General features: G+C 54.3%; 25 protein-coding genes and 2 pseudogenes. 12 read left to right on the top strand and 15 right to left on the bottom strand.

The features are described from left to right. Positions 1 to 16 precede the first annotated feature (16 nt). From PUP35_RS17925 to PUP35_RS17905, 5 genes and pseudogenes are all read right to left on the bottom strand, one after another. Entirely contained in the window at positions 17 to 193 is a 177-nt protein-coding gene (locus tag PUP35_RS17925; RefSeq protein WP_274240722.1) for a hypothetical protein, read from the bottom strand. Further along, positions 187 to 510 (bottom strand): annotated as a pseudogene (locus PUP35_RS17920) (tyrosine-type recombinase/integrase); the annotation flags it as partial. The gene PUP35_RS17925 and the pseudogene PUP35_RS17920, both read right to left, overlap by 7 nt. A gap of 20 nt (positions 511 to 530) precedes the next feature. After that, positions 531 to 1,679: pseudogene (locus tag PUP35_RS17915) on the bottom strand (IS3 family transposase). A gap of 172 nt (positions 1,680 to 1,851) precedes the next feature. Then, a complete protein-coding gene (locus tag PUP35_RS17910; RefSeq protein ID WP_115876222.1) occupies positions 1,852 to 2,208 on the bottom strand; it encodes a hypothetical protein in 357 nt (118 codons plus the stop codon). Between the two features lie 167 nt (positions 2,209 to 2,375). Next, positions 2,376 to 2,642 carry a hypothetical protein gene (locus PUP35_RS17905; protein WP_061354404.1) on the bottom strand — a complete coding sequence of 89 codons (267 nt, stop codon included), beginning with the start codon at positions 2,640 to 2,642 and terminating at the stop codon, positions 2,376 to 2,378. 1,198 nt (positions 2,643 to 3,840) lie between these two features. Here PUP35_RS17905 and PUP35_RS17900 point away from each other — a divergent pair. After that, on the top strand, positions 3,841 to 5,706 hold the full coding sequence (locus PUP35_RS17900; protein WP_274240715.1) for a VENN motif pre-toxin domain-containing protein: 1,866 nt from the start codon (positions 3,841 to 3,843) through the stop codon (positions 5,704 to 5,706). Next, the gene (locus PUP35_RS17895) at positions 5,706 to 6,158 is read left to right on the top strand and encodes a hypothetical protein (RefSeq protein WP_115876221.1); all 453 of its coding nucleotides are present in this window, start codon (positions 5,706 to 5,708) and stop codon (positions 6,156 to 6,158) included. Before PUP35_RS17900 ends, PUP35_RS17895 begins: the two co-directional genes overlap by 1 nt. Before the next feature lie 210 nt (positions 6,159 to 6,368). Here PUP35_RS17895 and PUP35_RS17890 read toward each other — a convergent pair whose 3' ends face one another. The 5 genes from PUP35_RS17890 to PUP35_RS17870 all read right to left on the bottom strand — a co-directional run bounded on the left by PUP35_RS17890 (position 6,369) and on the right by PUP35_RS17870 (position 12,858). Then, positions 6,369 to 7,439, bottom strand: coding sequence for an ABC transporter ATP-binding protein (locus PUP35_RS17890; RefSeq protein ID WP_023326018.1), 1,071 nt, complete (start codon positions 7,437 to 7,439; stop codon positions 6,369 to 6,371). After that, positions 7,432 to 9,201, bottom strand: coding sequence for an ABC transporter permease (locus PUP35_RS17885; protein WP_274240710.1), 1,770 nt, complete (start codon positions 9,199 to 9,201; stop codon positions 7,432 to 7,434). The genes PUP35_RS17890 and PUP35_RS17885 overlap by 8 nt, the downstream gene beginning before the upstream one ends. 80 nt (positions 9,202 to 9,281) lie before the next feature. Next, positions 9,282 to 10,370, bottom strand: a complete 1,089-nt coding sequence (locus PUP35_RS17880; RefSeq protein WP_271369248.1) for an ABC transporter substrate-binding protein — start codon at positions 10,368 to 10,370, stop codon at positions 9,282 to 9,284. A gap of 168 nt (positions 10,371 to 10,538) precedes the next feature. Then, complete coding sequence (locus PUP35_RS17875) at positions 10,539 to 11,234, bottom strand: response regulator (protein WP_023294489.1); 696 nt, start codon at positions 11,232 to 11,234, stop codon at positions 10,539 to 10,541. Continuing rightward, positions 11,218 to 12,858, bottom strand: a complete 1,641-nt coding sequence (locus tag PUP35_RS17870) for an ATP-binding protein (protein ID WP_274240707.1) — start codon at positions 12,856 to 12,858, stop codon at positions 11,218 to 11,220. Before PUP35_RS17870 ends, PUP35_RS17875 begins: the two co-directional genes overlap by 17 nt. A gap of 176 nt (positions 12,859 to 13,034) precedes the next feature. Between PUP35_RS17870 and yjdI the strand changes: the two genes are divergently transcribed. Together yjdI and PUP35_RS17860 are read left to right on the top strand one after the other, a co-directional pair. After that, positions 13,035 to 13,265 (top strand): 4Fe-4S mono-cluster protein YjdI, encoded by a 231-nt coding sequence (gene yjdI, locus PUP35_RS17865; RefSeq protein ID WP_008499689.1) that lies wholly within the window; start codon positions 13,035 to 13,037, stop codon positions 13,263 to 13,265. Positions 13,266 to 13,275: 10 nt separating this feature from the next. Beyond that, complete coding sequence (locus tag PUP35_RS17860) at positions 13,276 to 13,548, top strand: GNAT family N-acetyltransferase (RefSeq protein WP_032664303.1); 273 nt, start codon at positions 13,276 to 13,278, stop codon at positions 13,546 to 13,548. A gap of 27 nt (positions 13,549 to 13,575) precedes the next feature. Here the strand turns inward: PUP35_RS17860 and PUP35_RS17855 are convergent, their stop codons facing one another. After that, a complete protein-coding gene (locus tag PUP35_RS17855) occupies positions 13,576 to 14,187 on the bottom strand; it encodes a LysE family translocator (RefSeq protein WP_274240703.1) in 612 nt (203 codons plus the stop codon). A gap of 115 nt (positions 14,188 to 14,302) precedes the next feature. Between PUP35_RS17855 and PUP35_RS17850 the strand changes: the two genes are divergently transcribed. Beyond that, complete coding sequence (locus PUP35_RS17850; RefSeq protein ID WP_274240701.1) at positions 14,303 to 14,773, top strand: Lrp/AsnC family transcriptional regulator; 471 nt, start codon at positions 14,303 to 14,305, stop codon at positions 14,771 to 14,773. 36 nt (positions 14,774 to 14,809) lie between these two features. On the opposite strand, the gene PUP35_RS17845 is transcribed toward PUP35_RS17850, so the two are convergent. Together PUP35_RS17845 and PUP35_RS17840 are read right to left on the bottom strand one after the other, a co-directional pair. Next, positions 14,810 to 16,039, bottom strand: coding sequence for an amino acid permease (locus PUP35_RS17845; protein ID WP_274240700.1), 1,230 nt, complete (start codon positions 16,037 to 16,039; stop codon positions 14,810 to 14,812). Positions 16,040 to 16,158: 119 nt separating this feature from the next. Continuing rightward, positions 16,159 to 16,620 (bottom strand): multidrug/biocide efflux PACE transporter, encoded by a 462-nt coding sequence (locus PUP35_RS17840; protein ID WP_115876214.1) that lies wholly within the window; start codon positions 16,618 to 16,620, stop codon positions 16,159 to 16,161. Between the two features lie 105 nt (positions 16,621 to 16,725). Here PUP35_RS17840 and PUP35_RS17835 point away from each other — a divergent pair, with 105 nt between their 5' ends. The 6 genes from PUP35_RS17835 (at position 16,726) to PUP35_RS17810 (ending at position 23,311) form a co-directional block, all read left to right on the top strand. Continuing rightward, the gene (locus PUP35_RS17835) at positions 16,726 to 17,592 is read left to right on the top strand and encodes a LysR family transcriptional regulator (protein WP_274240698.1); all 867 of its coding nucleotides are present in this window, start codon (positions 16,726 to 16,728) and stop codon (positions 17,590 to 17,592) included. Positions 17,593 to 17,685: 93 nt separating this feature from the next. Then, positions 17,686 to 18,864 carry an acetyl-CoA C-acetyltransferase gene (locus PUP35_RS17830; RefSeq protein ID WP_133295091.1) on the top strand — a complete coding sequence of 393 codons (1,179 nt, stop codon included), beginning with the start codon at positions 17,686 to 17,688 and terminating at the stop codon, positions 18,862 to 18,864. Between the two features lie 233 nt (positions 18,865 to 19,097). Beyond that, positions 19,098 to 19,934, top strand: coding sequence for a 5-dehydro-4-deoxy-D-glucuronate isomerase (gene kduI, locus PUP35_RS17825; RefSeq protein WP_115876212.1), 837 nt, complete (start codon positions 19,098 to 19,100; stop codon positions 19,932 to 19,934). A 63-nt stretch (positions 19,935 to 19,997) separates the two neighbouring features. Further along, complete coding sequence (gene kduD, locus PUP35_RS17820; protein WP_111966094.1) at positions 19,998 to 20,759, top strand: 2-dehydro-3-deoxy-D-gluconate 5-dehydrogenase KduD; 762 nt, start codon at positions 19,998 to 20,000, stop codon at positions 20,757 to 20,759. A gap of 311 nt (positions 20,760 to 21,070) precedes the next feature. Then, positions 21,071 to 22,486, top strand: coding sequence for an arabinose-proton symporter AraE (gene araE / locus PUP35_RS17815; protein WP_149367469.1), 1,416 nt, complete (start codon positions 21,071 to 21,073; stop codon positions 22,484 to 22,486). A gap of 132 nt (positions 22,487 to 22,618) precedes the next feature. After that, complete coding sequence (locus tag PUP35_RS17810; protein ID WP_115876209.1) at positions 22,619 to 23,311, top strand: aspartate/glutamate racemase; 693 nt, start codon at positions 22,619 to 22,621, stop codon at positions 23,309 to 23,311. A gap of 14 nt (positions 23,312 to 23,325) precedes the next feature. On the opposite strand, the gene PUP35_RS17805 is transcribed toward PUP35_RS17810, so the two are convergent. After that, on the bottom strand, positions 23,326 to 23,718 hold the full coding sequence (locus PUP35_RS17805) for a winged helix-turn-helix transcriptional regulator (RefSeq protein WP_111966092.1): 393 nt from the start codon (positions 23,716 to 23,718) through the stop codon (positions 23,326 to 23,328). A 190-nt stretch (positions 23,719 to 23,908) separates the two neighbouring features. Here PUP35_RS17805 and PUP35_RS17800 point away from each other — a divergent pair, with 190 nt between their 5' ends. After that, positions 23,909 to 24,457, top strand: a complete 549-nt coding sequence (locus PUP35_RS17800; protein WP_045909897.1) for a flavodoxin family protein — start codon at positions 23,909 to 23,911, stop codon at positions 24,455 to 24,457. A 19-nt stretch (positions 24,458 to 24,476) separates the two neighbouring features. On the opposite strand, the gene PUP35_RS17795 is transcribed toward PUP35_RS17800, so the two are convergent. Continuing rightward, positions 24,477 to 25,409 (bottom strand): LysR family transcriptional regulator, encoded by a 933-nt coding sequence (locus tag PUP35_RS17795; protein ID WP_111966091.1) that lies wholly within the window; start codon positions 25,407 to 25,409, stop codon positions 24,477 to 24,479. Positions 25,410 to 25,492 lie beyond the last annotated feature (83 nt).

Here is a 25,492-nt window from a genome sequence, read left to right as displayed (position 1 = left end):
TCATTGTGTAGCGGCATTACTGCGACGGTCTGATCGTCACTATCTCCGTATAATTGGCGTTACTGTATACGCAAATCTTCGCGTTGCCTGTCTCCTCTTCATCACTGAGAATCAGGGTTATCTGTCCGGCATTCGCCAGGGCTGGTAATAGCGCCACTATCAGCACAATCAAGTGTTTCATATCGATCACCATTCTAAAGAAAACTCCTCTGTTAAATCGTCCTGCACATCCTGACCGTACCCGATGTAATACATGGTTGAGCGCGGATCTGTCTGTCCCAGGAAATGGGCGATAGTTTCAATAGCCACTCCATTTTCGAATAGGATTCGCCCCCGACTTTTTCGCGGCGTATGGCAGCCCACGTTAGAGAATCCGGCTCTACGTCCCATCTTCCCAAATTCAGTGAATACCGTGTTACGGGTTACGGCGTTGCCTTTGCTACGGAGATCGCCCTTGCTAAAGATGAAATCCGTCTTCACTGGTATATCGGCTTGCTCTGCCTTGCGTTGTGTGAATCGCCACGGATAATCTAGACACTTCTGAGCCGTTGATAATATAGGTTTTCATATTCAGCCGGTGGCATCTGCTCGCTCGAACCATGCCGACGCTTACTGTTATAAAACATTTCGATGTAATCAAAAATATCGCTTCTGGCTTCGTCTCTCGTTCCGTAGATCCTTTTCTTAATCCGTTCGCGTTTCAGTAGCTGGAAAAAGCTTTCCGCAACCGCGTTGTCGTGGCAGTTACCGCGACGACTCATGCTGCCTTCCAGACCGTGTGATTTCAGGAACGACTGCCACTCATGGCTCGTGTACTGACTGCCCTGATCAAAGTGAACCAGTACCTGCTCTTGAGGATTACGCCTCCACTCCGCCATAAGTAATGCGTTCAGAACAATCTCTTTTGTCATGCGGGGTTGCATTGACCAGCCGATAACTTTTCGGGAGAACAGGTCAACCTCCACGGCCAGATACAGCCAGCCTTCGTGGGTTCGGATGTAGGTTACGTCCGTCGCCCAACGTTCATCCGGTGAGGCCGGATTGAACTGCCGCTGGAGCCTGTTGGGTGTCACGATGCTGGCTTCGTCTTTACGTGCGCGTGTGGGCTATGGTACCCAACCTGAGCTTTTATTTCGGCACGCTTCATCAGTCGCCGGACCTGGTTCACTCCACACTGCTGTCCGATATCACGAAGATCGAGATGGATCTTGCGATAACCATAGACGCAGCCAGACTCAAGCGAGGACTGTTTGATCTGCCCGGTCAGCATCTGGTCTGTCTGGTGACGCTGTGAATGTGGCTGCTGAAGCCAGAAATAAAACCACTCGGATGGACATTCAGAACCCGACAGGGCAAACGAACAGGCCCGCAACGGCTGTTGTCGCGGATAAAGGCATACCTCAGTCGGACTGCTTTGCGAAGTACGTCGCGGCTTTTTTTAATATGTCCCGTTCGTCCTTAATCCGCTTCAGCTCTTTCTGGAGACGGCGGACCTCGGCCTGAGCATCTGACTGTTCTTTATTAATGGAAGAATCCGGACCGTACTTCTTTATCCAGGCGTAAAGGCTGTGGGTGGTGATATCAAGACGTGTTGCAACGCTGGAAACAAAATGACCAAGATCAACAACCTGTTTGACTGCTTCAATTTTAAACTCTTCAGGATAACGCTTACCGCTCATGGGCATTTCTCTTTAAGTCATCTTAAATGGCTCTGAGGTGTCTGTTAAACCCGTGGCGATTCACAAAGACCTGCCACCATCTTTCGTTACGACTTTATATCCGTTAGCAAAAGCGAGAATAGGGAGAAGACACAGTACAGCCAATACTATTTTTTTCATTCTCTGACTTACCTCATTTCTTCTCACAGTTGCGCATCTTATAGAAGAACCCTGTATTTGCATCTTCCACAATGAACCTATCGCCAAAGGTTGGACGGCGAATGAAGGTCACGCCACCTTTTTCGGCTTTTTGTTTTAATCCATCATCAGTGTTTTCCAGTTCAGGGGAATACAACTGATCACCATTGGGCATTTGGACGATGAAGTTATTTTCATTATCAAGAACAGTCGAGGCTCTCGACAGAATTTTGGTAGCTGTGCCTTGGCTGGATATGCGAATGTCACAAATATATTTTCCAGGCCCCTGATCTTCTTCTGCGAGTACAGGTAAGGAGAATAACGAAAGCGCGATTATGAGAGCTTTTTTCATGGGAGGCCTTAGGATGTTAACAAAAGTAACATTTTACGGAGGGAATGGATAAGAGCAAATAAGGCGTTATGAATGGGGGAGATCTCAAACCGAAAAAGTCAATCTTACAAAAACTTGGGGCGGTCTATTCCGTAAAAAGGAAGGGGCATGAAGCCCCTTCGTCAACATTAACCAGCGTGACGGTAAGATTCACGCACACCATCACGATAACCATCAGCGAACGCTGCTTGAGGACTTTTGTGACGAACGGTTCCCGCTTGGCTATCAGGTAAGGCGGCTAAGTCTACCCAAACTTGCCCTGTGCGAGCCAAGCCTGCACGGTAACCCTGATCGTAAGCGCAGCCGCAACATTTATGGCGACCTTCACCACCTTGATCGTGAGGTAAGCTGATGAAAAGAGTATTGTAACGGTGTGATTGTTTACAAATAGTCATGCAATGCTCCTTATGAGCGTCATTTTATGGTTTACATGATCCTCTTTGCCTGGCACAATCAAGCCGTGAAAAATGAAGGCAAGGCTAAGATTCGTACGAGTTTGGCGACTCGTATTGGTCATGCTTTGTAAGCCGGGTTCATGCAAATGAATCCGGTTTTTTACACCTAAAATTCAGGCGCAGCACTACATGTGGGGGTGGTCAATCAATAGCGGCCCCACATAGTCGATATTTTAGAGATGATTCTTTTGTGCACAAGGGTTTATTTTGACGTTAAGTTAAAGCTGTGAAAGGGTAAAAAAGGCTAAGTCCTCGTACCGTAAGGCCTGGAAGACATGTCAATAATTAAGAAAAAAAATTCAAAATTTGATCGAGTGCTGATTTCTTCAACATGATTTTGAGTATGTGGATTCATGTTACTGGTAACTATGAGAAAAACACACGATTGAGTATTCGTCTCTGGTGCTTAAAATAATCAGGCTCGGAACTGTTGGTGATCTGCTAGACCACCAGCCCAGACCCTCCGCAAAAAACCAGAATGTTCACAAAATATCCTACAGCCGACACTCCCAACAATGCATTTGACTACTTCATCCCATAGGCCATCACAACAGGGAAAACTTGCCACAATAGAGCATTTCGCTGTTCGTTTTTTGGTCTATTTAACATAACGGTTCATTATAAGTACTTGACTGGAATTGTCAGGTATTGCTTTTCGGAGTGTTGATGCGAAGCGGGGTACACAACAGCTATTTCATCAACAAAAGGAAAGCATTCGGGAGGATTTGAAGTGAGTTCTCTTGTTCAAGGATTTTGGATGAGTTTGGCTGCTCACCACACAATTTCAGGTTTCAGGCCTTTGAAGTTACCAGCTCATCAAATGTCATAAAAGCACATTTTTGTATTCGCCAGCAGACACAGGGCTACTACGGCGACGTTAACACAACGGGCTGAAAGTCTGCCATCACCTGGTGATATTCACCGAGCCAGGCCGCCACTGTTTCGTACCCATTGCCCACAACAATGTAAACAGCCAACCCACCAATCCATCCTGCGCTTCACCAGATGCCCGTAGCGTCAGTGCATCGGGTGAGAATATCACCCAGAATGGTAAGAGCGTTGTTGAACAGAGCGGGATATTCGCAGGCAAGGGCGCTTTGCTGTCACCACCGGAAATCATACCCAGCTTGACGGCGCGGTGATTGCATCCACGGCGTCTGCAGATAAAAATAGCCTCGACACGGGTACGCTGGGTTTCAGTAATCTCCACAACGAGAGCCAGACCAGCGGCAACGGCTACACGGTGGCGCTTTCCGGCAGCGGAAACGGTGAAAACCGCAACCTGGCTCCTGCCATCGGTACGGGCCAGTCAGAAGAGAGCCACACCGGCACGACCTCATCAGCGGTGAGTGGCGGTAGCATTGTCATTCGCAACCCGGCGGGACAGAAACAGGATATTGCTGACCTGAGCCGTGATACGGCTGACGCCCACCACGGCGTGGACGTGAACGGTGATGTGCAGAAGGTCAGGGATAACCTGGCGGTCCAGAGCGAAGGCGCGGCGCTGGCCACCTCTGCGCTGGATGCTTACGGTAAGTATGCGGAGCAGAAAGCGCGGGAATCCAATGCGGCGCTGGGCGCGAAGCTGGCATCTGAAGGAAAACTGCAGGGCGATACGCCGCAGGAGCAGGAAGCATTCCTGAAGACGCAGCCCGGATATCAGAATACCGAGTACGGTCCGGGGAGTGCCTTCTGGACGAAGGGCAGCGCAGCGGCGGGATTACTGGCAGGTGCGCTTGGCGGTAACCTGAAGGCAGGCGCGGCAGCAGGGGCGGCCCCTCTGCTGGCGACCCTGGTCAAGGAGCAGAAAGACCCGACAGCCCGTGCCGCGCTGCACGGTATTGTGGCTGCGGCGCTGACGCAACTGAGTGGCGGGAGCACTGCGGATGGCCTGAAGGCCGGTGCCATTGGAGCCATTACGGCCTCGGCGATGACCGACCATCTGGTGAGTGCGCTGTATGGAGATAAAAAATCCAGTGACCTGACGCCAGAGGAAAAACGGCTGGTCAGTAGCCTCGTGAGTATCGCGGGTGGTCTGGCGGGCGCAGCGGTGACGGATGGCAGTGTTTCCATGGCGGCGACGGCGTCAGAAACGGCGAAGGTGGAGGTTGAGAATAACTCGCTGGGTGTCGTTATACAGGGCGGTAAACTGGCTGCACAGGGATGTCTGAAAATTTCTGCTTGCCGTGATCGCTTGGTTGCCAGTGGTCTGGGTGCTTTACTGGGGATTGGTGCATCCACATCAGCAATGGATACATTGTCACAAGATGAGCAGTTGCATCTGATCTATGTGGCCTCGCTCAATGATCCTTCCCAGCTCAGTCAGTTAAATGATGCTCAGAAAGCGGCCTATGAGTCCCTGACAGGTAAGACAATCACCAGTACTGGTGGTACGCAGGTCATCAACCCGGGACCATCAAATACTGGTGGAGACCAGACTGTAACCGGAAATACGCCCTCCAACACAGGGAATAATAGTGTAGCAACCGGAGGGATAAATCATACTGGTAATGCCAACGGTGATGGAGCGTCAAACAATAATGGCTGGACGACAACTACGCCTGTTCCGGATTCTCCTTCACTGGATGATCTTTTCTATCAGAACGAGAAGATCCCCGGCCTTGAAAATGTTCGCCCTGAAAATCCCGGTTATCCAGCCAATCAGAGTGTTATTGAAAAAATGAACGAACCTAAGTTTATTGCCTGGATAGGCAATACAGATTGTACGGATTGCTCAGATATCGCACCTAAGCTTCTCGATGCAGCTGGCGGGCACGGGAAAATTATTGAAGCAAGGCCGACGACTCCGTACAACTTAAATGTGTATGAAAATGGAAAAATTGTACATGAACAAGCTTTCCATCAGGTTTATACCGATGGTCAGTATGTTTACGATCCAAGAGTGTCCTTAAAACTGATTCCTAAAGGAGATTGGGAAAAACATATCAAATCTATAAATCAGGGAAGTGTTACGATCTCTGATGAATTACAGGGGTTAAAATAATGTTTCCGATAGGTAAGAAAGAAACAATCTTGTTGGACTTCATTGGTTCTCTTGGAAAACTGGAGTGGTTACATTATCAGAGCCGTATTGAAGATGAATGGATAAATGATCATTTTGAAAAAATTGATCGCTCTAAGTGCCCTCCTTATACCAGTTTTCGTTTTGAAAAAGAGGTTCCAGAAGTTATCACCTTACTGGAAGATGCGATTCAATCATATAAAGGTAAAGTTGAGTGGTGTATGACCCATCATCCGAAAGAGTATGGTACTGGTGTTAATCATCGTATTTTGCCTACATTTGTTAAAAATCTCAGAGCGAGTGAAGGTATGGAAGATGTTAACGAGTATATTGAAAACCATTATCCTGATTTTGGCCAAATCGCCTATGAAGATCTTGTTGGACTGACGGAGCATGTTCAATTAGTTTTCAAAAATGCTGGATATGGCGCATAAATTTTCTTTATATGCTCTGTAATAATATTTTGATATGGAGTCTTAAACCGTTATACGTACGGACGGAAAAAAGTGTCAGGTGGCTATTTTAGTCAGAATGCCTTAACAATAATGGCTAGCGCCATCTATCCTGGCATCTGCGCATTTCTTTGTTTTGTAGACCCGGTAAGCGAATCGCTACCGGGCCATGGCAGATTAATTATTGACTCATCACCCTTTCGGAAACACCCAAACATGCTTCTCAGGCAGCGAAAGATGGCAGTGCTGCGGATCCCGAACCTCATGCCCATACGCACGAATGACAAAATCATCTCCCACCGTGCGGAACAGGTATTCCCAGCGGTCGCCGAGATACATGCTGGTGAGCAGCGGCAGCTCAAGCTGATTTTCCCCTGGCCCCTCGACTACCGCCACGCGCTCGACGCGGATCACCGCCGTGGCTTCATCACCGCTCTGCACCCCTTCACCGGCCTGACCCCACAGCACCCAGCCTTTCCCTTCGATACGCGCTCTGCCGTCGCGCACTTCGGTGACCTTGCCGTGCAGGCGGTTGTTGCTGCCCATAAACTCGGCGGTAAACAGCGTTTTCGGCGAGCCGTACATCTCCTGCGGCGTGCCCTGTTGCTCAATTTTGCCGTTGTTGAGCAGCAGGATGCGGTCGGATATGGACATCGCTTCGTTCTGGTCGTGCGTCACCATCAGTGCCGATAGCCCGAGCTTGATAATCAGCTCGCGCAGGAACACGCGGGCCTCTTCGCGCAGCTTGGCGTCGAGGTTGGAAAGCGGCTCGTCCAGCAAAATTACTGGCGGGTTGTACACCAGCGCACGGCCGATCGCCACGCGCTGCTGCTGCCCACCGGAGAGCTGGTGCGGGTGACGTTTGCCAAGATGGCCCAGGCCAAGCTGGTCCAGCACGTCCTGCACGCGCTGCTGGATCTCTTTGGCCGGGACTTTGCGCAGCTTGAGCGGATAGGCCACGTTCTCAAACACGGTTTTGTGCGGCCACAGAGCATAGGACTGGAATACCAGCCCCAGGTTACGCTCTTCCGCCGGGACCTCGCTGCGCGGCGTGCCGTCGTAAACTTTATTGTTGCCAATCACAATCGACCCCTGGGTCGGTTTTTCCAGACCCGCGACGGCGCGGAGCAGGGTGGTTTTGCCGCTGCCGGAGGGGCCTAACAGGGAGACCACTTCGCCGCGCTTCAGGTTCATGGAGACACCTTTTAAAACAGGATTGTCGCCGTAGGTTAAGTGCAAATCGTCAACCGCTAATTCAATCATGTATTTTCACTCCGAAACGAAGGGCAATGCCCAGACCTACCACGACCAGCAGGATGTTAATGAAAGAGAGCGCCGCCACGATATCAATGGCACCCGCGGCCCAGAGGGAAACCAGCATCGATCCGATGGTTTCCGTGCCGGGTGAAAGCAGGTACACACCCGTTGAATATTCGCGCTCAAAGATCAGGAACATCAGCAGCCACGAACCGATCAGACCGTAGCGGGAGAGCGGTATGGTGACGTGGCGGGTGATCTGCCCGCGCGTCGCCCCGGTACTGCGCGCCGCCTCTTCAAGCTCCGGCCCTACCTGCAGCAGCGTGGAAGAGATAAGCCTCAGCCCGTAAGCCATCCACACCACGGTATAGGCCAGCCAGACGCTGAAAATGGTGCTGCGCAGCGAACGCAGCCAGACGATGACGTTTTCACGCATCCAGTCGGTCCAGGAAAACCCGGAAAGCCAGCCGGATTTCAGCGAGTTATCCAGCCACATCGGCAGGAACAGGAACACCCACAGGAATGCCAGACCCGCCAGCAGGCCAGGCACGGCGCGCGGCACCAGCACGCTATAGTCCAGGAAACGCGTGGTGTTGTCCGGCTTACGGTGCATGGCAATGCCGACAAACAGGTAGCACACCACGGCCAGCGCGCCGCCAATCACGCCAATCGCCATGGAGTTGACGATGGCGCGCAGCAGGTTGGGCTGCGCCCAGATGGTGCGGAAGGTGTTCAGAGAAAGCTCGTCCCACAGCGAAACGCCCACGCCCCAGTTGGAGATAAACGCACGCAATACCACGCCGAGCAGCGGAACGCCGATGGTGACGGTGAGCCAGAAGGCAATCACCGCGCCAGCCACCCAGCGCCATTTACCCAGCGGCAGCGCGCGGGCCTGCGAGGCCTTGCCCTTCATGGTGACGAAGCGGTTGGCGGTGCGCATCAGGCGACGCTGGAGCATCACCAGCGGGATGGTGATGCAGATCAGCACCACGGCAACCGCCGCCATCAGGTTATAGGATGGGGTGCCCATCTTGTTCGTCAGCTTATAGAGATAGGTCGCCAGCACCATGTTGCCTTCTGGGTCGCCGAGGACCAGCATCAGGCCGAACACTTCCAGCCCGAGGAAGAACAGCAGCACGGTGGCGTACAGAATGGATGGGCGCACCATCGGCAGGCTGACGGAGGTCATCACCTGCCAGGGCGACGCGCCCGCTGTGCGCGCGGCTTCTTCCACATCGGAGCCCACGCTGCGCAGCGCTGACGAGATATACAGATAGGCGTGCGGGACGTGCGTCAGGCCGGCGATGACCACAATGCTCGACATGTCGTAGATATTCCACGGCACAAAGCCAATCAGCGCCTGAGCCCACTGGGAGAGAAAGCCTACCGGACCGGCAGCCACCACGTAGCCAAAGCCCAGCACCATCGGTGAAACGAAAATCGGGACCAGGATCAGCGGCTCAATCAACCGGCGACCGGGCAGGTCGGTGCGTACCATCAGAAACGCCAGCACGCCACCCAGCGGAATGGAGATAAAGACCAGCCCGAAAGCAAGAATAAAGCCGCTTTTCAGGGCCTTATAAAAATCAGGGTCGGTGAAAATAAATTCAAATGATTCAAAGCTCCACTCTTTTGACGGCGAAAAGAACGGGGCGGACAGGAAGCTCTGTATCACGATAAACGACAGCGGCGTGTAGATAACCAGGGCGGTTATCAGCACGACGATGCCTCGCGGCAGGCTTTGCCACTTTCTGCGTAGTGTATTCATGGGGTATCCCTGGTGTTGCAGCCCAGAAAAACGAACTCAGTCGATAAGGGAGCGCGGCGGCCTGCGCCGCACTCAGACGCTTATTTACCGGCGGCGGTACGCCACTCTTTGATGTACTCCAGGCGTTTTTTCGGCTGCAGGTATTCCAGCAGCGTTTCATCAACCGGAATTGGCTTCAGCGCGTTGCCGAGGATTTTGGTCAGGCCGTCGATATCATTCTTGCCTTCGATATCGTTACGAATGGAGGGGATGTCCGCCTGACTGGCCAGAATGTTTTGCCCTTGTTCAGACAGCACGTAGTCCAGCCACAGCTTCGCGGCGTTGCTGTTTTGCGATTGCTGGCTGATGAACGATACGCGCGACAGCACCAGGGTGTAATCTTTTGGATAGGCAATGCCGAGCGACGGATCGTTCTTCGCGCGCGCTTCCGCGTAGGAACCGAGGATGTTGAAGCCGATCAGGTTTTCACCGGAGGAGACGCGCTCCATCATGGTGCCGGTAGACGACTGCACCGACAGGCCTCCTTTGGCGACGTCGGCCAGGGTCTTGAAGTAGTTAGGATCGGCGTTGTGATCCTGCACCGAAAGCATAAAGCCCAGACCCGATTTTTCGATGTCGTAGGTGGTGACTTTGTTCTTGAATTTGTCCGTCTGGCTGGCAATCAGCTTCGCCAGTGCGGCGTGAGAGTCCGGCACGTCGCCGGCCGGGATCAGACGCTTGTTGTAGATAAAGACCACCGGCTCATAGGTAGTGCCGTATGCCTTATCCTTCCAGACCGCCCATTTCGGCAGCTGGCTTTGCTCCGGCGATTTATACTCCATGGCGTAGTCGGTGGCGAGCTTCAGGCCGGTGTCCATCGAGGAGCTCCAGACCACGTCGCCGCTCACGCCGCCGGAGGCCTGTTCGCTGATGAAACGGTTGTACAGCTCGGTGCTGTTCATGTCGTTGTATTCGACTTTAATGCCTGGATAGGTTTTTTCGAAGCCCTGGATCAGCGGTCCGGCAGCTTTGATGTCGGTGGTGGAGTAAATAACAACCTTGCCCTCTTTCGTGGCGGCATCAACCACTTTTTGATACTCAGCAGGATAACCCTGCGGCAGGGCAGACAGTGCAGAAGCAGAGAACAGTACGGTAGCGGTAAGCAGAGAAATTCGGAACGTGTTCGACATTATAGTTAACCTTTTAGTTACATTTGAGGAACTAATTGTCAACATAGCGTAAAGCGCGCCTCCGACAATAGGGAAGCGAGGGCAATGATTCCGAAGTGTGATTGTCGCCGTCGTTTCAGCAATTAACACCATAAAATCCGCGAACGTTAGCTTACGAACGGTTCTGGATTACGGTTTATCGGGGGCTTTGCGGTATAACCGGCGAGGATGACCAATATTGCCATACAGCATTTCGATGCTGATTAACCCACTCTCCACGCAGTATTCGAGGTAGCGACGCCCCGTGGTTTTGCTGATCCCCACGTTTTCCACCACCTCTTCAACCGACATCGCGCTGTCGGGATGCTCGGCGAACAGGCGTTTTATCCGCTCCAGCGTCTGGGGTTCAATGCCCTTTGTGGACGGCGTAACGGAGGCTTCCGCGGCGGGCAGATGAAACAGGCGATCCAGCGCATGCTGGTCGACCACCTTTACCTGCTGTACGGTGTGGATGAAGCGCATAAACCGCTCCAGCGAGGCGTGCAGGCGCTGGAAAAAGACGGGCTTGATGAGGTAGTCAAACGCGCCGCTGCGCATGGCGTGGCTGCAGGTCTGCATATCGCTGGCGGCGGTGATGAAGATCACCGAACACTCATAGCTTTTCAGCAGCGGGTTATCGATGAGCTCCACGCCTTTACCGTCCGGGAGATAGTTGTCCAGCAGGATAAGCCGCGGCTGATGCTGACGAATCAGGCTGCATGCCTGCTCAATCGACGCGGCGATGCCCACCACGCGCAAATGAAAATTCTGCTCGATATACTCGCGATGCAGCTCCGCCAGGTGCGGCTCATCTTCAACGATCACAACATCAAGTGCTCGGGTCATGCTTTTGCCCATTCGGAATAAACACAGAAAAAATAGTCCCTTGTGGCGTGTTGTCGGCAATCTCAATAGTGCCGCCAGCCTTGTCGATATATCCTGCCACCAGATACAGGCCAATACCGTGCTCGGTGCCCACAATGTCGTTTTCGCTGTCCGGCTTGCTGCTGAATCCCTGGCGGAAAATGTGCGGCTTCATCGCATCCTCCACCCCGCAGCCCCGGTCGGCCACCTCGATCAGCAGCTCCTGGTTACGGTCTGAAATGTAAAGCTCTACCGGCGCGGGGACCGGTGCTTTAAGGGTTGCGTCCACCGCGTTGTCCAGCAGATTTCCAATAACCGACATCAGCTCCGTTTCGTTGAGCGTGGCGGGCATGCGGGTGAGCTGGCAGGCGGGATCAAACAGCAGCTCGATGCCTTTTTCGCGCGCGCTGACGTATTTTCCTAACAGCAGCCCACATAGCGCGGGAGAGGAAAAACGGGCGGAGACAAAGTCCAGCACCCGCTGCGCGCCTTCGGACTGCACCTGAATGTAACGAATCGCCTCGTCATAGTGTTTCATCTGCAGCAAGCCCACCAGCGTGGCGGTCCAGTTCAGCTGCTCGTGGCGCATAATGCGCAGGTTATCCGCATAGCGCTTGATCTGACTGAGCTGGCTGCTGAGGGTGTTGATGTCATTTTTGTCGCGAAAGCTGTAGACCCAGCCGCTTTCAACGCCCGGTTCGACCTCAATCGCCACGCGGTTGACGATCACCTCGCGCTGGTTCAGCACCGCAATCTGGTCGTGGCTGCCAGCGCTGACCGAGGCGTAGCGCTGGGATAAAAAGCCCGGCGACGTCTGCAGAACGTCTTCCAGCGGTTTACCGATAAGGTCTTTCTCACTTTGCCGAATATCCAGCATTTCTCGTGCGGCGCGGTTAATTAAGATCAGCTGCTTCTCTTCATTGACGGCAAATACCCCCTCATACATGGCTTCTAATAGCGCGCGCTGCTGCAAAACCAGCTGAGCGATATCTTTCGGCTCCAGTCGGAACATCTGTTTTTTGAGATTGCGGGTAAACAGCCAGGAGAACATAAACAGCAGCAGCAGAAGAGCCGCGCCGTACAGCCCGGACTGCCAGAGAATACGGGCGTTAATATTGGCAATATAGGAGGTCAGATAGCCGACCGAGACAATACCGATCACCTGATGCTGCGCATTGAAGATGGGGGCTTTGCTGCGTAGCGACACGCCAATCCCACCCTGACGCACGGAAATAATGGTTTTACCCTTTAACACCTCCGCATTATCCCCGCCGATCATCGGTAAATTAATACGCTCCGGGGATTCCGAATGATAGAGGTGCTGTTCCTCGGTATCGCCAATCACAATATAGCTGGCATCGCTTTCGGCGCGCAGCGGCTGAATTAACCGGGCGATGCCGGGGATATCTCTGGCCGCGACCATGGCCGCCAGACCCGGCATCAGCGCGATCTGGCTGGCCTGAACCCGGGCGCGCTGGCCGAGATCGTGATGGAGCTGCCGGTCAATAAAATGAAACAGGATCGTTCCCAGCAGAACTAACAGCAGGCAGGAGAAGCACACCAGCGCTAAAAATAGCTTTACCTGAAAAGAGAGTCTGCGTTTCATTCAACCTGCGGATGTTATGTAAAAGTGACATTTGCCGAGCCTGACATGGGCAAATAGCGGACGCAATCTGGCAAGAAAAGAGTTGTGACCTGGCTTTTCGTTTTCGGCGTTATAGCCAGCAGGATCCCGTCAGGCTATTCTTCATTCAGCACGATAATAATTACAGAGGCAATGTCATGGATAAAGAGCTACTGGATGCGGGTTACCGGGCCTATACCGGCGAGAAAATTGACGTTTACTTCAACACCGGGATCTGCAAACACTCCGGTAACTGCGTGCGTGGCAGCGCAAAGCTGTTTAATCTCAAACGTAAACCGTGGATCATTCCCGATGAAGTGGACGTTGAAACGGTTGTCCGCGTGATTGATACCTGCCCGAGCGGTGCGCTGAAGTATCGCCAAAAATAAGCGAGGAACCATGGAAATTCTGGAAGGCCATAACAAGTTTTACGTGAATGATGCGAACGGCAATCAGGTCGCGGAGATTGTCTTCGTACCGACCGGCGAGCACCTGAGCATTATCGAGCACACCGACGTGGATGAGAGCCTGAAAGGGCAGGGCGTCGGTAAACAGCTGGTGGCGAAAGTGGTGGAGAAGATGCGCGGTGAGAACCGTAAAATTATCCCGCTGTGCCCGTTCGCGAAGCATGAGTTTGATAAAACGCGGGAATATGACGATATTCGGGCGTAAATAACACCGGCGATGGCCGGTGTTTTTTTATCTTACCTGCTCAAGCAGCAATACCATCGCGATCAGCACCATTATCCCTCCAGATGCCATGCTTACCAGACGCGCCGCCTGTGGCCGGGTCGCCAGCACCGCTTTCGAACCATACCCCACCAGCAGATAGACCAGCGTACAGGTGATAAGGTGCATCATCCCAAGCGTGGACATTTGCATTGCTAACGACCAGCTCCCGGTCGGGTCTGTAAACTGCGGGAGCAGGGCCAGGAACAGCAAAAACACTTTCGGGTTTAGGCCGCTAATACAGAGCCCTTTCACCGCCCACTGTCGCCAGTTTCCCGCGTGGTAGCTCGCCTTTTCCGGGGCGGCAGGGTGACGCAACAGTCCGATACCGAGCCACAGAAGATACGCGGCCCCCGCGAGGGTCAGCCCGGTCAACGCCAGCGGATGTTGAGCAATCACGACCCCCACGCCAGCCACCACAATCAGAGTGGCTAACAGATGTCCGGACATCAGCCCCATCACCGCCGGTACCACGCGTCGCCCGTTAATCCCGGCGCTAATGGCGTAGGCCCAGTCGGCGCCTGGCGTCATGATGAGCAGAAACGAAACCACCCAAAAGCCGGCCACAATACTCATTTCCATCGTTCTGAAAACTCCCGCAGTGGGTTAAACGTTGCGAAAAAGAATATCGTTAACCCTGCGAAATAGGCTTTCAATGTTATGCTCATAACACGGTGAAATTGAGAAAATCTTCCAAATGGACAGCATCGATCGAAAAATTCTTGCGGCGCTCCAGTCTGATGGACGCCTGTCGCTTACCGAGCTGGCTGAGCGGGTCAATCTGAGCCTCTCGCCCTGCCATCGTCGCGTGCGGGCGCTGGAGCAAAGCGGGGCCATAACGGGATACCGTGCCAGCCTGGATCCCGCCAAAATGGGGTTTAACTTCCTGGCAATCGTCTTTGCGACGCTGAAAGAGGGGGACCGAAAGGCGGTTAGCGCGTTTGAAGAGGCGGTGGAGGAGATCCCGCAGATCGTGCTGGCGCAGCGTCTGTTTGGCGATCCCGATTATCTGATGCACGTCGTGACCCGCGACCTTTCCGCTTTCCAGAAGCTCTATGACGAGAAGCTCTCCGCCATGCCCGGCGTGCAGCACCTTCGCTCTACGCTTGTCATGAAAACGGTGGTGCAGGACAGGCCTTTTCCGCTGGAATCAGCTGGGCGAGACTGAGGGGCATGCCCGGCAGAACGCCGGGCATGCAGGGCGTTAGCCGACAAACATCACCGACACGCACAGCACCCCGACGATCAGCGTCAGCAGGTTGCCAATGGAACGGTACTGTTTCAGAGAGGGGATTAGATACGTCGACAGCGTCGGCATGATAAACAGGATCATGGCGATAAGCGGGCCGCTGATGGCGTAAATCATCGAAATGGCGTTCGGGTTAATGCAGCAGACGGCAAAGGTGATTAACGACACCCCCATAATGGAAATCGCGCGGTTAAAGGCGCGGCTCTTTTTCACCCCCACCTGACTGAGCGACGACTTCACGATCTCCGTCGCCCCTTCAATCACCCCAAAATAGGTGCCGAGGAACGATTTCGACATCGCAATTATCGCCACGACAATCCCGGAGATGCCCAGCCACGCCGGTGAAGAAGGCATCATCGACAGCGCGGACAGGATAGTCACCCCTTGCTCTTTGGCGGCCACAATGTACGACGGCGAAATAGAGAGCAGGCAGCTGAAGACAAAGAACAGCACGCTCAGGCAGATAATCAGGTACGCCACCTTCATGATCTTCTTACATTTATCCATGGCGCCATCGGCAAACTTCTCGCGACGGTCAACGGCAAACGTGGAGATAATCGGGGTATGGCTGAACGCAAATACCATCACCGGAATCGAAATCCAGACCTGGTGCAGCGTGTGGCGATCGACGGCCATCTGGCTGGTCAGCAGCGAGGGCTGCCAGCTGCCGATCAGATAGAGCGAGACAAACAGGAAATAGGCAATCAGCGGAAACACCAGGAAGCCCATCACTTTTATCGTGATATGCCGTCCCATCAGGAAGATCAGATTCAGGACCAGCACCACGCCCAGGCTGACCAGCACGCGAACGGCGGTATCGACCGTCAGGTGTTTCGCCAGCTGCTCGGTTAACGAGTTGGTGATGGCCACCGCATAAATCTGCACCACCACAAAGAAGGCGATGAAATAGAGCGTGGTGATCAGGTTGCCAATCTTCCTGCCGTAATAGTGCGAGACGGCGCCGGTGATCCCCTCGTTGCCTTTCGTTTTCGACGACAGAATAAATTGCGCCAGCGCTCTGTGCGGCCAGTAGGTTAAGGGGTAGGCCACGAGGGCGGTAATAAACAGGACAATTGCGCCTGCGGAGCCCAGCTGAATGGGCAGGAACAGCGTTCCTGCGCCCACGGCCGTGCCGTAGAGAGCGAAACTCCAGAGAGTCTCATCTTTTGACCAAATTTTCGACATTAGAGCAACGTTTCAACTATCAAACCATCGGAATGGAGTGCAATTTACCATAGTTATGCACCGAGAGCGCAGTTGCTTCGAAGGTGAATGGCCGGAGCGGGCGTCCGGCCAGAAGGTGTTTAGCCTGCCAGGGCGCGCCGTTGCTGGCGACGCTTAAGAAATTTCTCGCGAAGGCAATCGTACGCCCAGTTATAGAACATGGTGTACGGCAGGAAGAACAGGAAGAAACCTATTTCCAGTGTGAATGCCTGCAGCAGGGTAACGCCCAGCACGGCGGCGACAATCGACACGCCAATCACAATAAACCCGCATTCAAACCCAAGCGCATGCAGCGCACGCACTTTTGCCGTACGTTTGACCCGCTGAACGGGCCAGAAGCGGTCGAAGCCGAAGTTATAAATAATGTTCCACAGCATGGCGGTGGTCGCCAGAACAATGGTCAACCCGCCCATTTCCACCACGGAACGCTGCATAAGCCACGCCGCGGTAGGGGCGAGGATCGCCGTCGCAATCCCTTCAAAACAGACAGCATGAAAGATCCGCTCCGGCAGTTTACGTTGGAGTGCATCCTGATGTTGCATAGCGATAGACCTCGTTAATTCGCCGGTATGGGCGTTGATGTGGCCTATTTTCATCGCTAAAGCTGATATATTAAAGATAGTATCCATCGCTAAAGTAGATAGGTTATGCGCTATTCACCCGAAGCCCTTACCGCGTTTGTTGAGACCGTTGCGGCTGGCTCTTTCTCTGCGGCCGCACGCCGGCTGCGTAAAAGCCAGTCGACGATCAGCACGTCCATTGCCAATCTTGAAGCCGATCTGGGCTTCGAGCTGTTTGACCGCTCTGCGCGCCAGCCGGTGTTGACGGCCCAGGGGGAACAGGTGCTGGGCTACGTGCAGGCGATTCTCGCCGCCAGCACGCGGCTGGATGAGCTGGCGGTGTCGCTATCAGCGCAAACGGAGGCGCGTCTGACGTTTGTCCTTTCCGATACCCTCAACCCGGACGTGCTGGAAGAGATGATGAAACAGTTTGACGCGCGCTTTCCCCATACGGAATTCGAATGTCTGATTGGCGAGGAGGAGGACGTGATCGATCTCCTGCAAAAGGAGCGCGCGCAGATTGGCCTCACCGAGGCGCGAGACGGTTATCCTACGGATATCGGCGCTATCCGGCTGCCGATGCAGACCCGCATGGCGATCTATGTCGCGACCACGCATCCGCTCGCCGGACAACATGACGTTCAGCGTGACGAGCTGCACGGCTGGCGAGAGCTGCGGCTGAGCACCTATCTTGAGCGCGAGGCGGAGATCGCGCGCGGGCCTGTCTGGTCAGCCCCGAATTACCTGTTACTCTTGAGTATGGCGGTACAGGGATTTGGCTGGTGCGTCTTGCCGTGCGCGCTGGTGGATGAGTTTGCCGCCGCGAAATCCCTGGTACAGCTCAATGTTCCCGGCTGGCCGCGGGCGATCGGCATCGATCTGCTGTGGAATAAACGATCCCCTCCCGGTGTTGCCGGAAGCTGGCTGCGGCAGTATCTGCAGGATGCACGCTGATCCTTGTGATTAAACTCACTATTTTTAAACAATTAAGATAATTGCCAGTAACAATCCTCTACTATCGTCATGTCATTTAACACAGAGGTCGTGATGAAAGATGTCGTAATAGTGGGTGCGTTGCGTACAGCTATCGGCTGTTTTCAGGGAGCGCTCGCGCGTCACTCGGCGGTTGACCTGGGGAGCGTGGTGGTGAAAGCGCTGGTGGAACGTAGCGGGATCGCAGCACATGAAGTTGACGAGGTGATTCTGGGACAGGTCCTCACGGCCGGTGCCGGGCAAAACCCTGCGCGTCAGGCGGCGCTGAAGGGTGGGCTGCCAAATACCGTCTCTGCCATCACCATCAACGACGTCTGTGGTTCAGGATTAAAAGCGCTGCATCTCGCGACGCAGGCCATTCAGTGTGGTGAGGCGGACGTGATCATCGCGGGCGGGCAGGAGAATATGAGCCGCGCGCCGCACGTGTTGACCGACAGCCGGACCGGCGCACAGCTGGGCAACAGTCAGCTGCTCGACAGTCTGGTGCATGACGGCCTGTGGGACGCATTCAACGATTATCATATGGGCGTGACGGCGGAAAATCTGGCGCGCGAGTACGGCATCAGCCGTGAGGTGCAGGATGCCTATGCGCTAAGCTCGCAGCAAAAAGCGCGTGCGGCGATCGATTCCGGTCGTTTTCGCGACGAAATTGTCCCGGTCAGCACGCAGCGTCAGAGCGGCGAGCATGTCGTCGTAGATACCGATGAACAGCCGCGCACTGACGCCAGTGCTGAAGGCCTGGCCAGGCTGAACCCCGCGTTTGAAATGCAGGGCTCAGTGACTGCGGGAAATGCCTCTTCCATTAACGACGGCGCTGCCGCCGTTATGATGATGAGCGAAAGCAAAGCTCTTGAGCTCGATCTCCCCGTCCTGGCCCGCATTAAGGCGTTCGCGAGCGTGGGGGTTGATCCTGCGTTAATGGGGATCGCACCGGTCTACGCGACCCGCCGCTGCCTGGAGCGTGCGGGGTGGCAGCTTTCGGATGTGGATCTGATCGAAGTGAACGAAGCTTATGCCGCGCAGGCGATCTCCGTCGGAAAAATGCTTGAGTGGGATCCGCTGCGGGTCAACGTTAACGGTGGGGCGATCGCGCTGGGTCATCCTATCGGGGCGTCCGGCTGCCGGATCCTGGTTTCGCTGGTCCACGAAATGAAAAAGCGCAATGCCCGCAAAGGGATTGCCACGCTTTGTATAGGCGGCGGGCAAGGGGTGGCGCTGGCCATCGAACGCTAAACTCTTCTTATTAAAAAACCTCCTCCGGGAGGTTTTTTTTCGCGCCCTTTTTCTCCTGGCGGCTTAATTGTGATCCGAACACCATTTCCGTTATAAACAAAAATAAAAATGAAACGTTGTTTTAAATTTTATTGAAAAGCCCACTTTATGCCGATAGTATGTGCTCATTATGAAAAACGGAACGCTGTTTCGTTTATTTCCGCCTTCGGGCATGACCACATCTGGAGGTTACCGTGGACGTCAGAGAAAGCATCCACAGCGCGCACGCCAAAACGCTGGATACTCAGGGGCTGCGCAATGCGTTTTTAGTCGAGCAGGTATTCGAGGCCGACAGGTACACCATGGTTTACAGCCATATCGACCGCATTATTGTGGGCGGAATTATGCCCGTCACGAAAACCGTCTCCGTTGGCGGCGAGGTCGGTAAACAGCTGGGCGTAAATTATTTCCTCGAACGTCGCGAGCTGGGGGTGATTAACATCGGCGGGCCGGGCACCATCACCGTAGACGGACAGTGCTATGAGATTGGCCATCGCGAGGCGCTGTACGTGGGTAAAGGGGCGAAAGACGTGGTCTTTGCCAGCATCGACGCCAGCAGGCCTGCGAAGTTCTACTACAACTGCGCGCCGGCCCACGCCACCTGTCCAACCAAAAAGGTGACCCCGGCAGACGTCGCACCCGTGACGCTGGGCGACAACCTCACCAGCAACCGCCGCACCATTAATAAATACTTCGTGCCGGACGTGCTGGAGACCTGCCAGCTCAGCATGGGGTTGACCGAACTTGCGCCGGGCAACCTGTGGAATACCATGCCGTGCCATACCCACGAGCGCCGCATGGAAGTCTACTTCTACTTCAACATGGATGAGGACGCCTGCGTGTTCCACATGATGGGGCAGCCGCAGGAAACGCGCCATATCGTGATGCACAACGAGCAGGCGGTGATTTCACCGAGCTGGTCTATTCACTCCGGCGTTGGGACAAAAGCCTACACCTTTATCTGGGGAATGGTGGGCGAAAACCAGGTCTTTGATGATATGGACCATGTTGCGGTCAGCGATCTGCGCTAGTCGCGGGCAGTGAAGCATAAACCTGCCTGTGAGTGACAGGCTCTGAAAGAGTAAGGAATAAACATGATTCTGGATGCATTCTCCCTGCAGGGGAAAGTGGCGGTGGTTTCCGGATGTGATACCGGGCTGGGTCAGGGGATGGCGTTAGGCCTGGCGGAAGCGGGCTGCGATATCGTCGGGATTAATATCGTTGAGCCTACAGAAACCATCGAGCGCGTGACGGCTCTGGGACGCCGTTTCCTGAGCCTGACCGCCGACCTGCGTAAAATCGATACCATTCCTGAACTGCTGGATCGCGCGGTAGCGGAATTCGGCCATATCGACATTCTGGTCAACAACGCCGGGCTGATTCGCCGTGAAGATGCGATCAACTTCAGCGAACGCGACTGGGACGACGTGATGGACCTGAACATCAAGAGCGTATTTTTCATGTCCCAGGCGGCGGCGAAGCATTTTATTGCGCAGGGGAACGGCGGCAAGATCGTGAATATTGCCTCTATGCTCTCGTTCCAGGGGGGAATCCGCGTGCCGTCTTACACCGCGTCCAAAAGCGCCGTGATGGGCGTGACCCGCCTGCTGGCAAACGAGTGGGCGAAACACAATATCAATGTGAATGCCATTGCGCCGGGTTACATGGCGACCAACAACACGCAGCAGCTGCGCGCAGACGAGCAGCGCAGCGCGGAAATACTTGACCGTATTCCGGCGGGGCGCTGGGGTCTGCCGGGCGATCTGATGGGGCCGGTAGTGTTTCTGGCCTCGTCGGCATCGGACTATATCAACGGCTACACCGTGGCGGTTGATGGCGGCTGGCTGGCGCGATAACCCGCATCGGGTCTGGACCTCTGCTTTCGGGCGGAGGTTTTTTTGCTCAAAAATTGTCACAGTCCATATGGATAAACACGAAAAATCCATACTAAAAAATCATGAACGACATTCATCACACTTTTAATTCTGAAAAATTAATGCATTAGTAAAAAAACGTGATTATTAAGCGTTAGTTGAAATTGTAATGTCCATCACAGATCGCTATGTCGCAGCTAAATGATCCATATCTTCACCTTTTCCCACCTGACACTTTTCCTCGCTTTCTCGTAATTTCATTTAACGAATTTTGCTGTTGAGGCAGGAAAAATATGACATCGATAAATGACTCTACCCTAATGCCCGCTGCGCTGCGTGATACTCGCCGCATGAACCAGTTTGTCTCCATTGCCGCCGCCGTGGCTGGCCTGTTATTTGGACTGGATATTGGCGTTATTGCCGGCGCATTACCGTTTATTAGCGATCACTTTACCCTCAGCAGTCGCCTGCAGGAGTGGGTGGTGAGCAGCATGATGCTCGGTGCGGCCATCGGCGCGCTGTTCAACGGCTGGCTGTCGTTTCGTCTGGGGCGCAAATACAGCCTGATGGTCGGGGCAATTCTGTTCGTTGCCGGCTCCATTGGCTCGGCGTTTGCCGCTAACGTTGAAATCCTGCTGCTTTCCCGCGTGCTGCTGGGCGTGGCGGTGGGGATTGCGTCCTACACCGCGCCGCTTTATCTCTCCGAAATGGCGAGCGAAAACGTGCGCGGCAAGATGATCAGCATGTATCAGCTGATGGTCACGCTGGGTATTGTGCTGGCGTTTCTGTCTGACACCTACTTCAGCTACAGCGGCAACTGGCGCGCGATGCTGGGCGTGCTGGCCTTACCGGCGCTGGTGCTGATCGTCCTGGTGATTTTCCTGCCAAACAGCCCGCGCTGGCTGGCGCAAAAAGGGCGCCACGTGGAGGCGGAAGAGGTGCTGCGCATGCTGCGCGATACCTCAGAAAAAGCCCGCGAAGAGCTGAACGAGATCCGCGAAAGCCTGAAGCTGAAGCAGGGAGGCTGGGCGCTGTTTAAAATCAACCGCAACGTGCGCCGGGCGGTATTCCTCGGCATGCTGCTGCAGGCGATGCAGCAGTTCACCGGCATGAACATCATCATGTACTACGCTCCGCGGATTTTCAAAATGGCCGGGTTTACCACCACGGAACAGCAGATGATCGCGACCCTGGTGGTCGGGCTGACCTTCATGTTCGCCACCTTTATTGCCGTTTTCACCGTGGACAAGGCGGGCCGTAAACCTGCGCTGAAAATTGGCTTCAGCGTGATGGCGCTCGGCACGCTGATCCTGGGCTACTGCCTGATGCAGTTTGATAACGGTACGGCCTCAAGCGGACTTTCCTGGCTTTCTGTCGGGATGACCATGATGTGTATCGCAGGCTACGCGATGAGCGCCGCGCCGGTGGTCTGGATCCTGTGCTCCGAAATTCAGCCGCTCAAATGCCGCGACTTTGGCATCACCTGTTCTACGACCACCAACTGGGTATCGAACATGATCATCGGCGCGACGTTCCTGACGCTGCTGGACGCGATTGGCGCAGCGGGAACGTTCTGGCTCTATACGGTGCTGAACGTGGCGTTTATTGGCGTCACGTTCTGGCTGATCCCGGAAACCAAAGGCGTGACGCTGGAACACATCGAGCGCAAGCTGATGGCCGGAGAGAAACTGCGAAACATCGGCGTGTGATCGTATTGCCCGTTTACCTGGCCCAACGTATGCAGGGGATAACCAATGTTTGTTTAAAAGGCGCTGAATGCAGCGCCTTTTTTTATTGGCACCGGATGTGTTAAAAGAAGAAATCAACGAAAAGGAGGGATGATGAAAACGATCGGCCTGTTAGGTGGAATGAGCTGGGAATCGACAATCCCTTATTATCGCCTGATTAACGAAGGGGTGAAGCAGCGTTTGGGTGGTCTGCATTCCGCAAGCCTGCTCCTGCACAGCGTTGACTTTCATGAAATCGAAGCCTGCCAGTCGAGCGGCGAGTGGGATAAAGCCGGGGAGATCCTGGCCCAGGCGGCGCTTGGACTGGAGCGTGCTGGCGCCGAGGGTATAGTGCTTTGTACCAATACCATGCACAAAGTGGCGTCGCATATTGAGGACCGCTGCTCGCTGCCGTTTTTGCATATTGCGGACGCGACCGGGCGTGTGATTGCGGCATCCGGGATGCGCCGCGTAGCGCTTTTGGGTACACGCTACACCATGGAGCAGGATTTTTATCGCGGACGTTTGCACAGTGAATTTGGGATCGAGAGCCTGATCCCGGATGAAGACGATCGGGCGCGCATCAATCAGATTATCTTTGACGAGCTCTGCCTCGGTACCTTCAGCGAATCTTCCCGCGCGTATTACGTCAGCGTTATCGATAAACTCGCGCAGCAGGGGGCCGAAGGGGTGATTTTCGGCTGCACGGAAATTGGTTTGCTGGTCCCCGTAGCGCAAAGCCCGATTCCGGTATTCGATACCACCGCCATCCACGCTGCGGATGCCGTGGCGTTTATGCTGTCCTGAGCACCCGTTCTGGTTTACGTGTTGGCGGCGTCATAGGCGGATTGCGCCGCCACAATGGCATCAATATTATTTTCCACCCAGTGCGCCAGCACCGTCACCGTTTCGGTTAATGTCTGGCCAAGCGGTGTCAGGCTGTACTCGACTGTTACAGGTACCGTGGCGAATATCTTTCGCGACACCAGCCCATCACGTTCCAGCTTGCGTAAAGACTGGGTCAGCACCTTTTTGGTGATTCGCTGAATATCGCGTTGAAGATGACTAAAGCGCATCGGTCCCTTCTCCAGACGCGCAAGGATTAACAGTGCCCACTTATCGGCGATACGCGTCAGCACGCCTCGGGTCGGGCAGCGCTCATCGAACACGTTGTAAGGAGGCATCTCCTTTTTCAGAACTGCTGTATGGGTCATGGTGGTTCCCTCGAGGTAACCAGGTGAGGTAAAGGTGCCTTCTTACGCCCGTGAATGTTTGCGTGTATAAAACGACGTAAGGTTTCTATTTGATACCAGGGAACCGAAAATGGCAACGGGCTCGCAGAGCAATTTTAAAGTCGTCTTAATCGTTTGACTCACAAGGCAATATTGCATCAGGAGATCTATCATGAGCGTTGTAGTTATCTATTATTCTGGCTACGGCCATACCAAACGCGTTGCTGAAACTGTCGCCGAGGGCGCGCAGGCTGAGCTTATCGCCATTGACAGTAATGGCGATATTCAGGAAAGCGACTGGCAAAAACTCAACGATGCCAAAGCGATTATTTTTGGCGCGCCAACCTACATGGGAAGCGTACCGTGGCAGTTTAAGAAATTCGCTGACGCGACCTCTAAAGCCTGGTTCGTACGTAGCTGGCAGGACAAAGTGTTCGCGGGATTCAGCAACAGCGCCAGCCTGAACGGTGATAAGCAGGTATCGTTGCAATATCTGCAAACGCTAGCCTCTCAGCACGGTGGGATCTGGGTGAGCCTGGGGCTGCCGCCGTCAAATACTCTCGCGGCAACCCGTCAGGACATTAATAATCTGGGCGGTTCAGTAGGTTTGCTGGTGCAGTCTCCATCGGATGCTGATGCTGGCGCCATTGCCAGCGGCGATCTGCAAACCGCGGTTAAATTCGGCGAGCGTGTTGCGGCCATTGCGAAACGTTTTAACTGAGTTTTCAGACGCCCGCTGTTCAGCGGGGCGTCTGATTCAACATCTTATTTAGCTGGCCCGCCAACATACTTAGCCCTCCCTGCAGATGTTCGCTAAACGCCTCCACCAGCGCCGACGCCGGGCGATGCAATGGGCGGATTAGGCTAACGGTAAAAGGAACTGAGACGCTAAACCGACGCACAACAATTCCACTTTCCGCATAATCCAGCGCCGTAAGCGGATTCACCACCGCGACGCCGATGCCCGCTCGCACCATCGCGCAAATTGAAGCCGCGCTGTGCGTTTCCACCACCATTCGCCGTTTGACCTGATGCTCGGCAAACAGGGTATCCAACAGCTGTCTGTAACTGTCGGTCTGCGACAGGCTAATGTAGTTTTCCCCGTGGAAGTCCTCAGGCGTGAGCACCGCCTTACCGGCAAGCCGATGCCCGGCGGGCAGAACGCATACTTCATCTAACGAAAGTAACTCCGTGCGCGCCGTGCCTGCTGGCGTTGAGAGGTTTTCGGTTAGGCCTAAATCATGGCGCTGAGCCGAAAGCCACTCTTCAAGCAGGGGAGATTCCTGAGGCACGATGGTGAGGCTGACCTCCGGGTATCGCGCCAGAAAGGGCTGCAGCAGCATCGGTAAAAAAGATTGCGAGAAGACGGGCAGGCAGACGATCGACAGCTCGCCCTGGCGAAACTCGCGCAGGCTTTCGGCTGCACTCACGATTCTGTCCAGCCCGTACCAGGAGCGCTGAACTTCCTCGAACAGGCGTAGTCCCTGCACCGTAGGGTGAAGCCTGCCCCGGGTGCGTTCGAACAGCTTTAGCCCCAGCACTTTCTCGAAGCGGGCCAGCTCGCGGCTCACCGTCGGCTGCGAGGTATGCAGCATCTGTGCGGCTTCGGTGAGATTGCCGGTGGTCATCACGGCGTGAAAAATCTCGATGTGGCGTAAATTGACGGCGGGCATAGGGCACCTGAAAGCAGAGAACTGTCCATATCATTTTTGCATAGACTCGCGATAAAACGATATTTTTTATTCTCTTTGCGCTG

Origin of the sequence: Enterobacter sp. S-33 (genome assembly GCF_028735835.1) — a bacterium.
In the GTDB taxonomy this organism is placed as follows: domain Bacteria; phylum Pseudomonadota; class Gammaproteobacteria; order Enterobacterales; family Enterobacteriaceae; genus Enterobacter; species Enterobacter vonholyi.
This window is presented reverse-complemented; position numbering and strand designations above follow the sequence as displayed.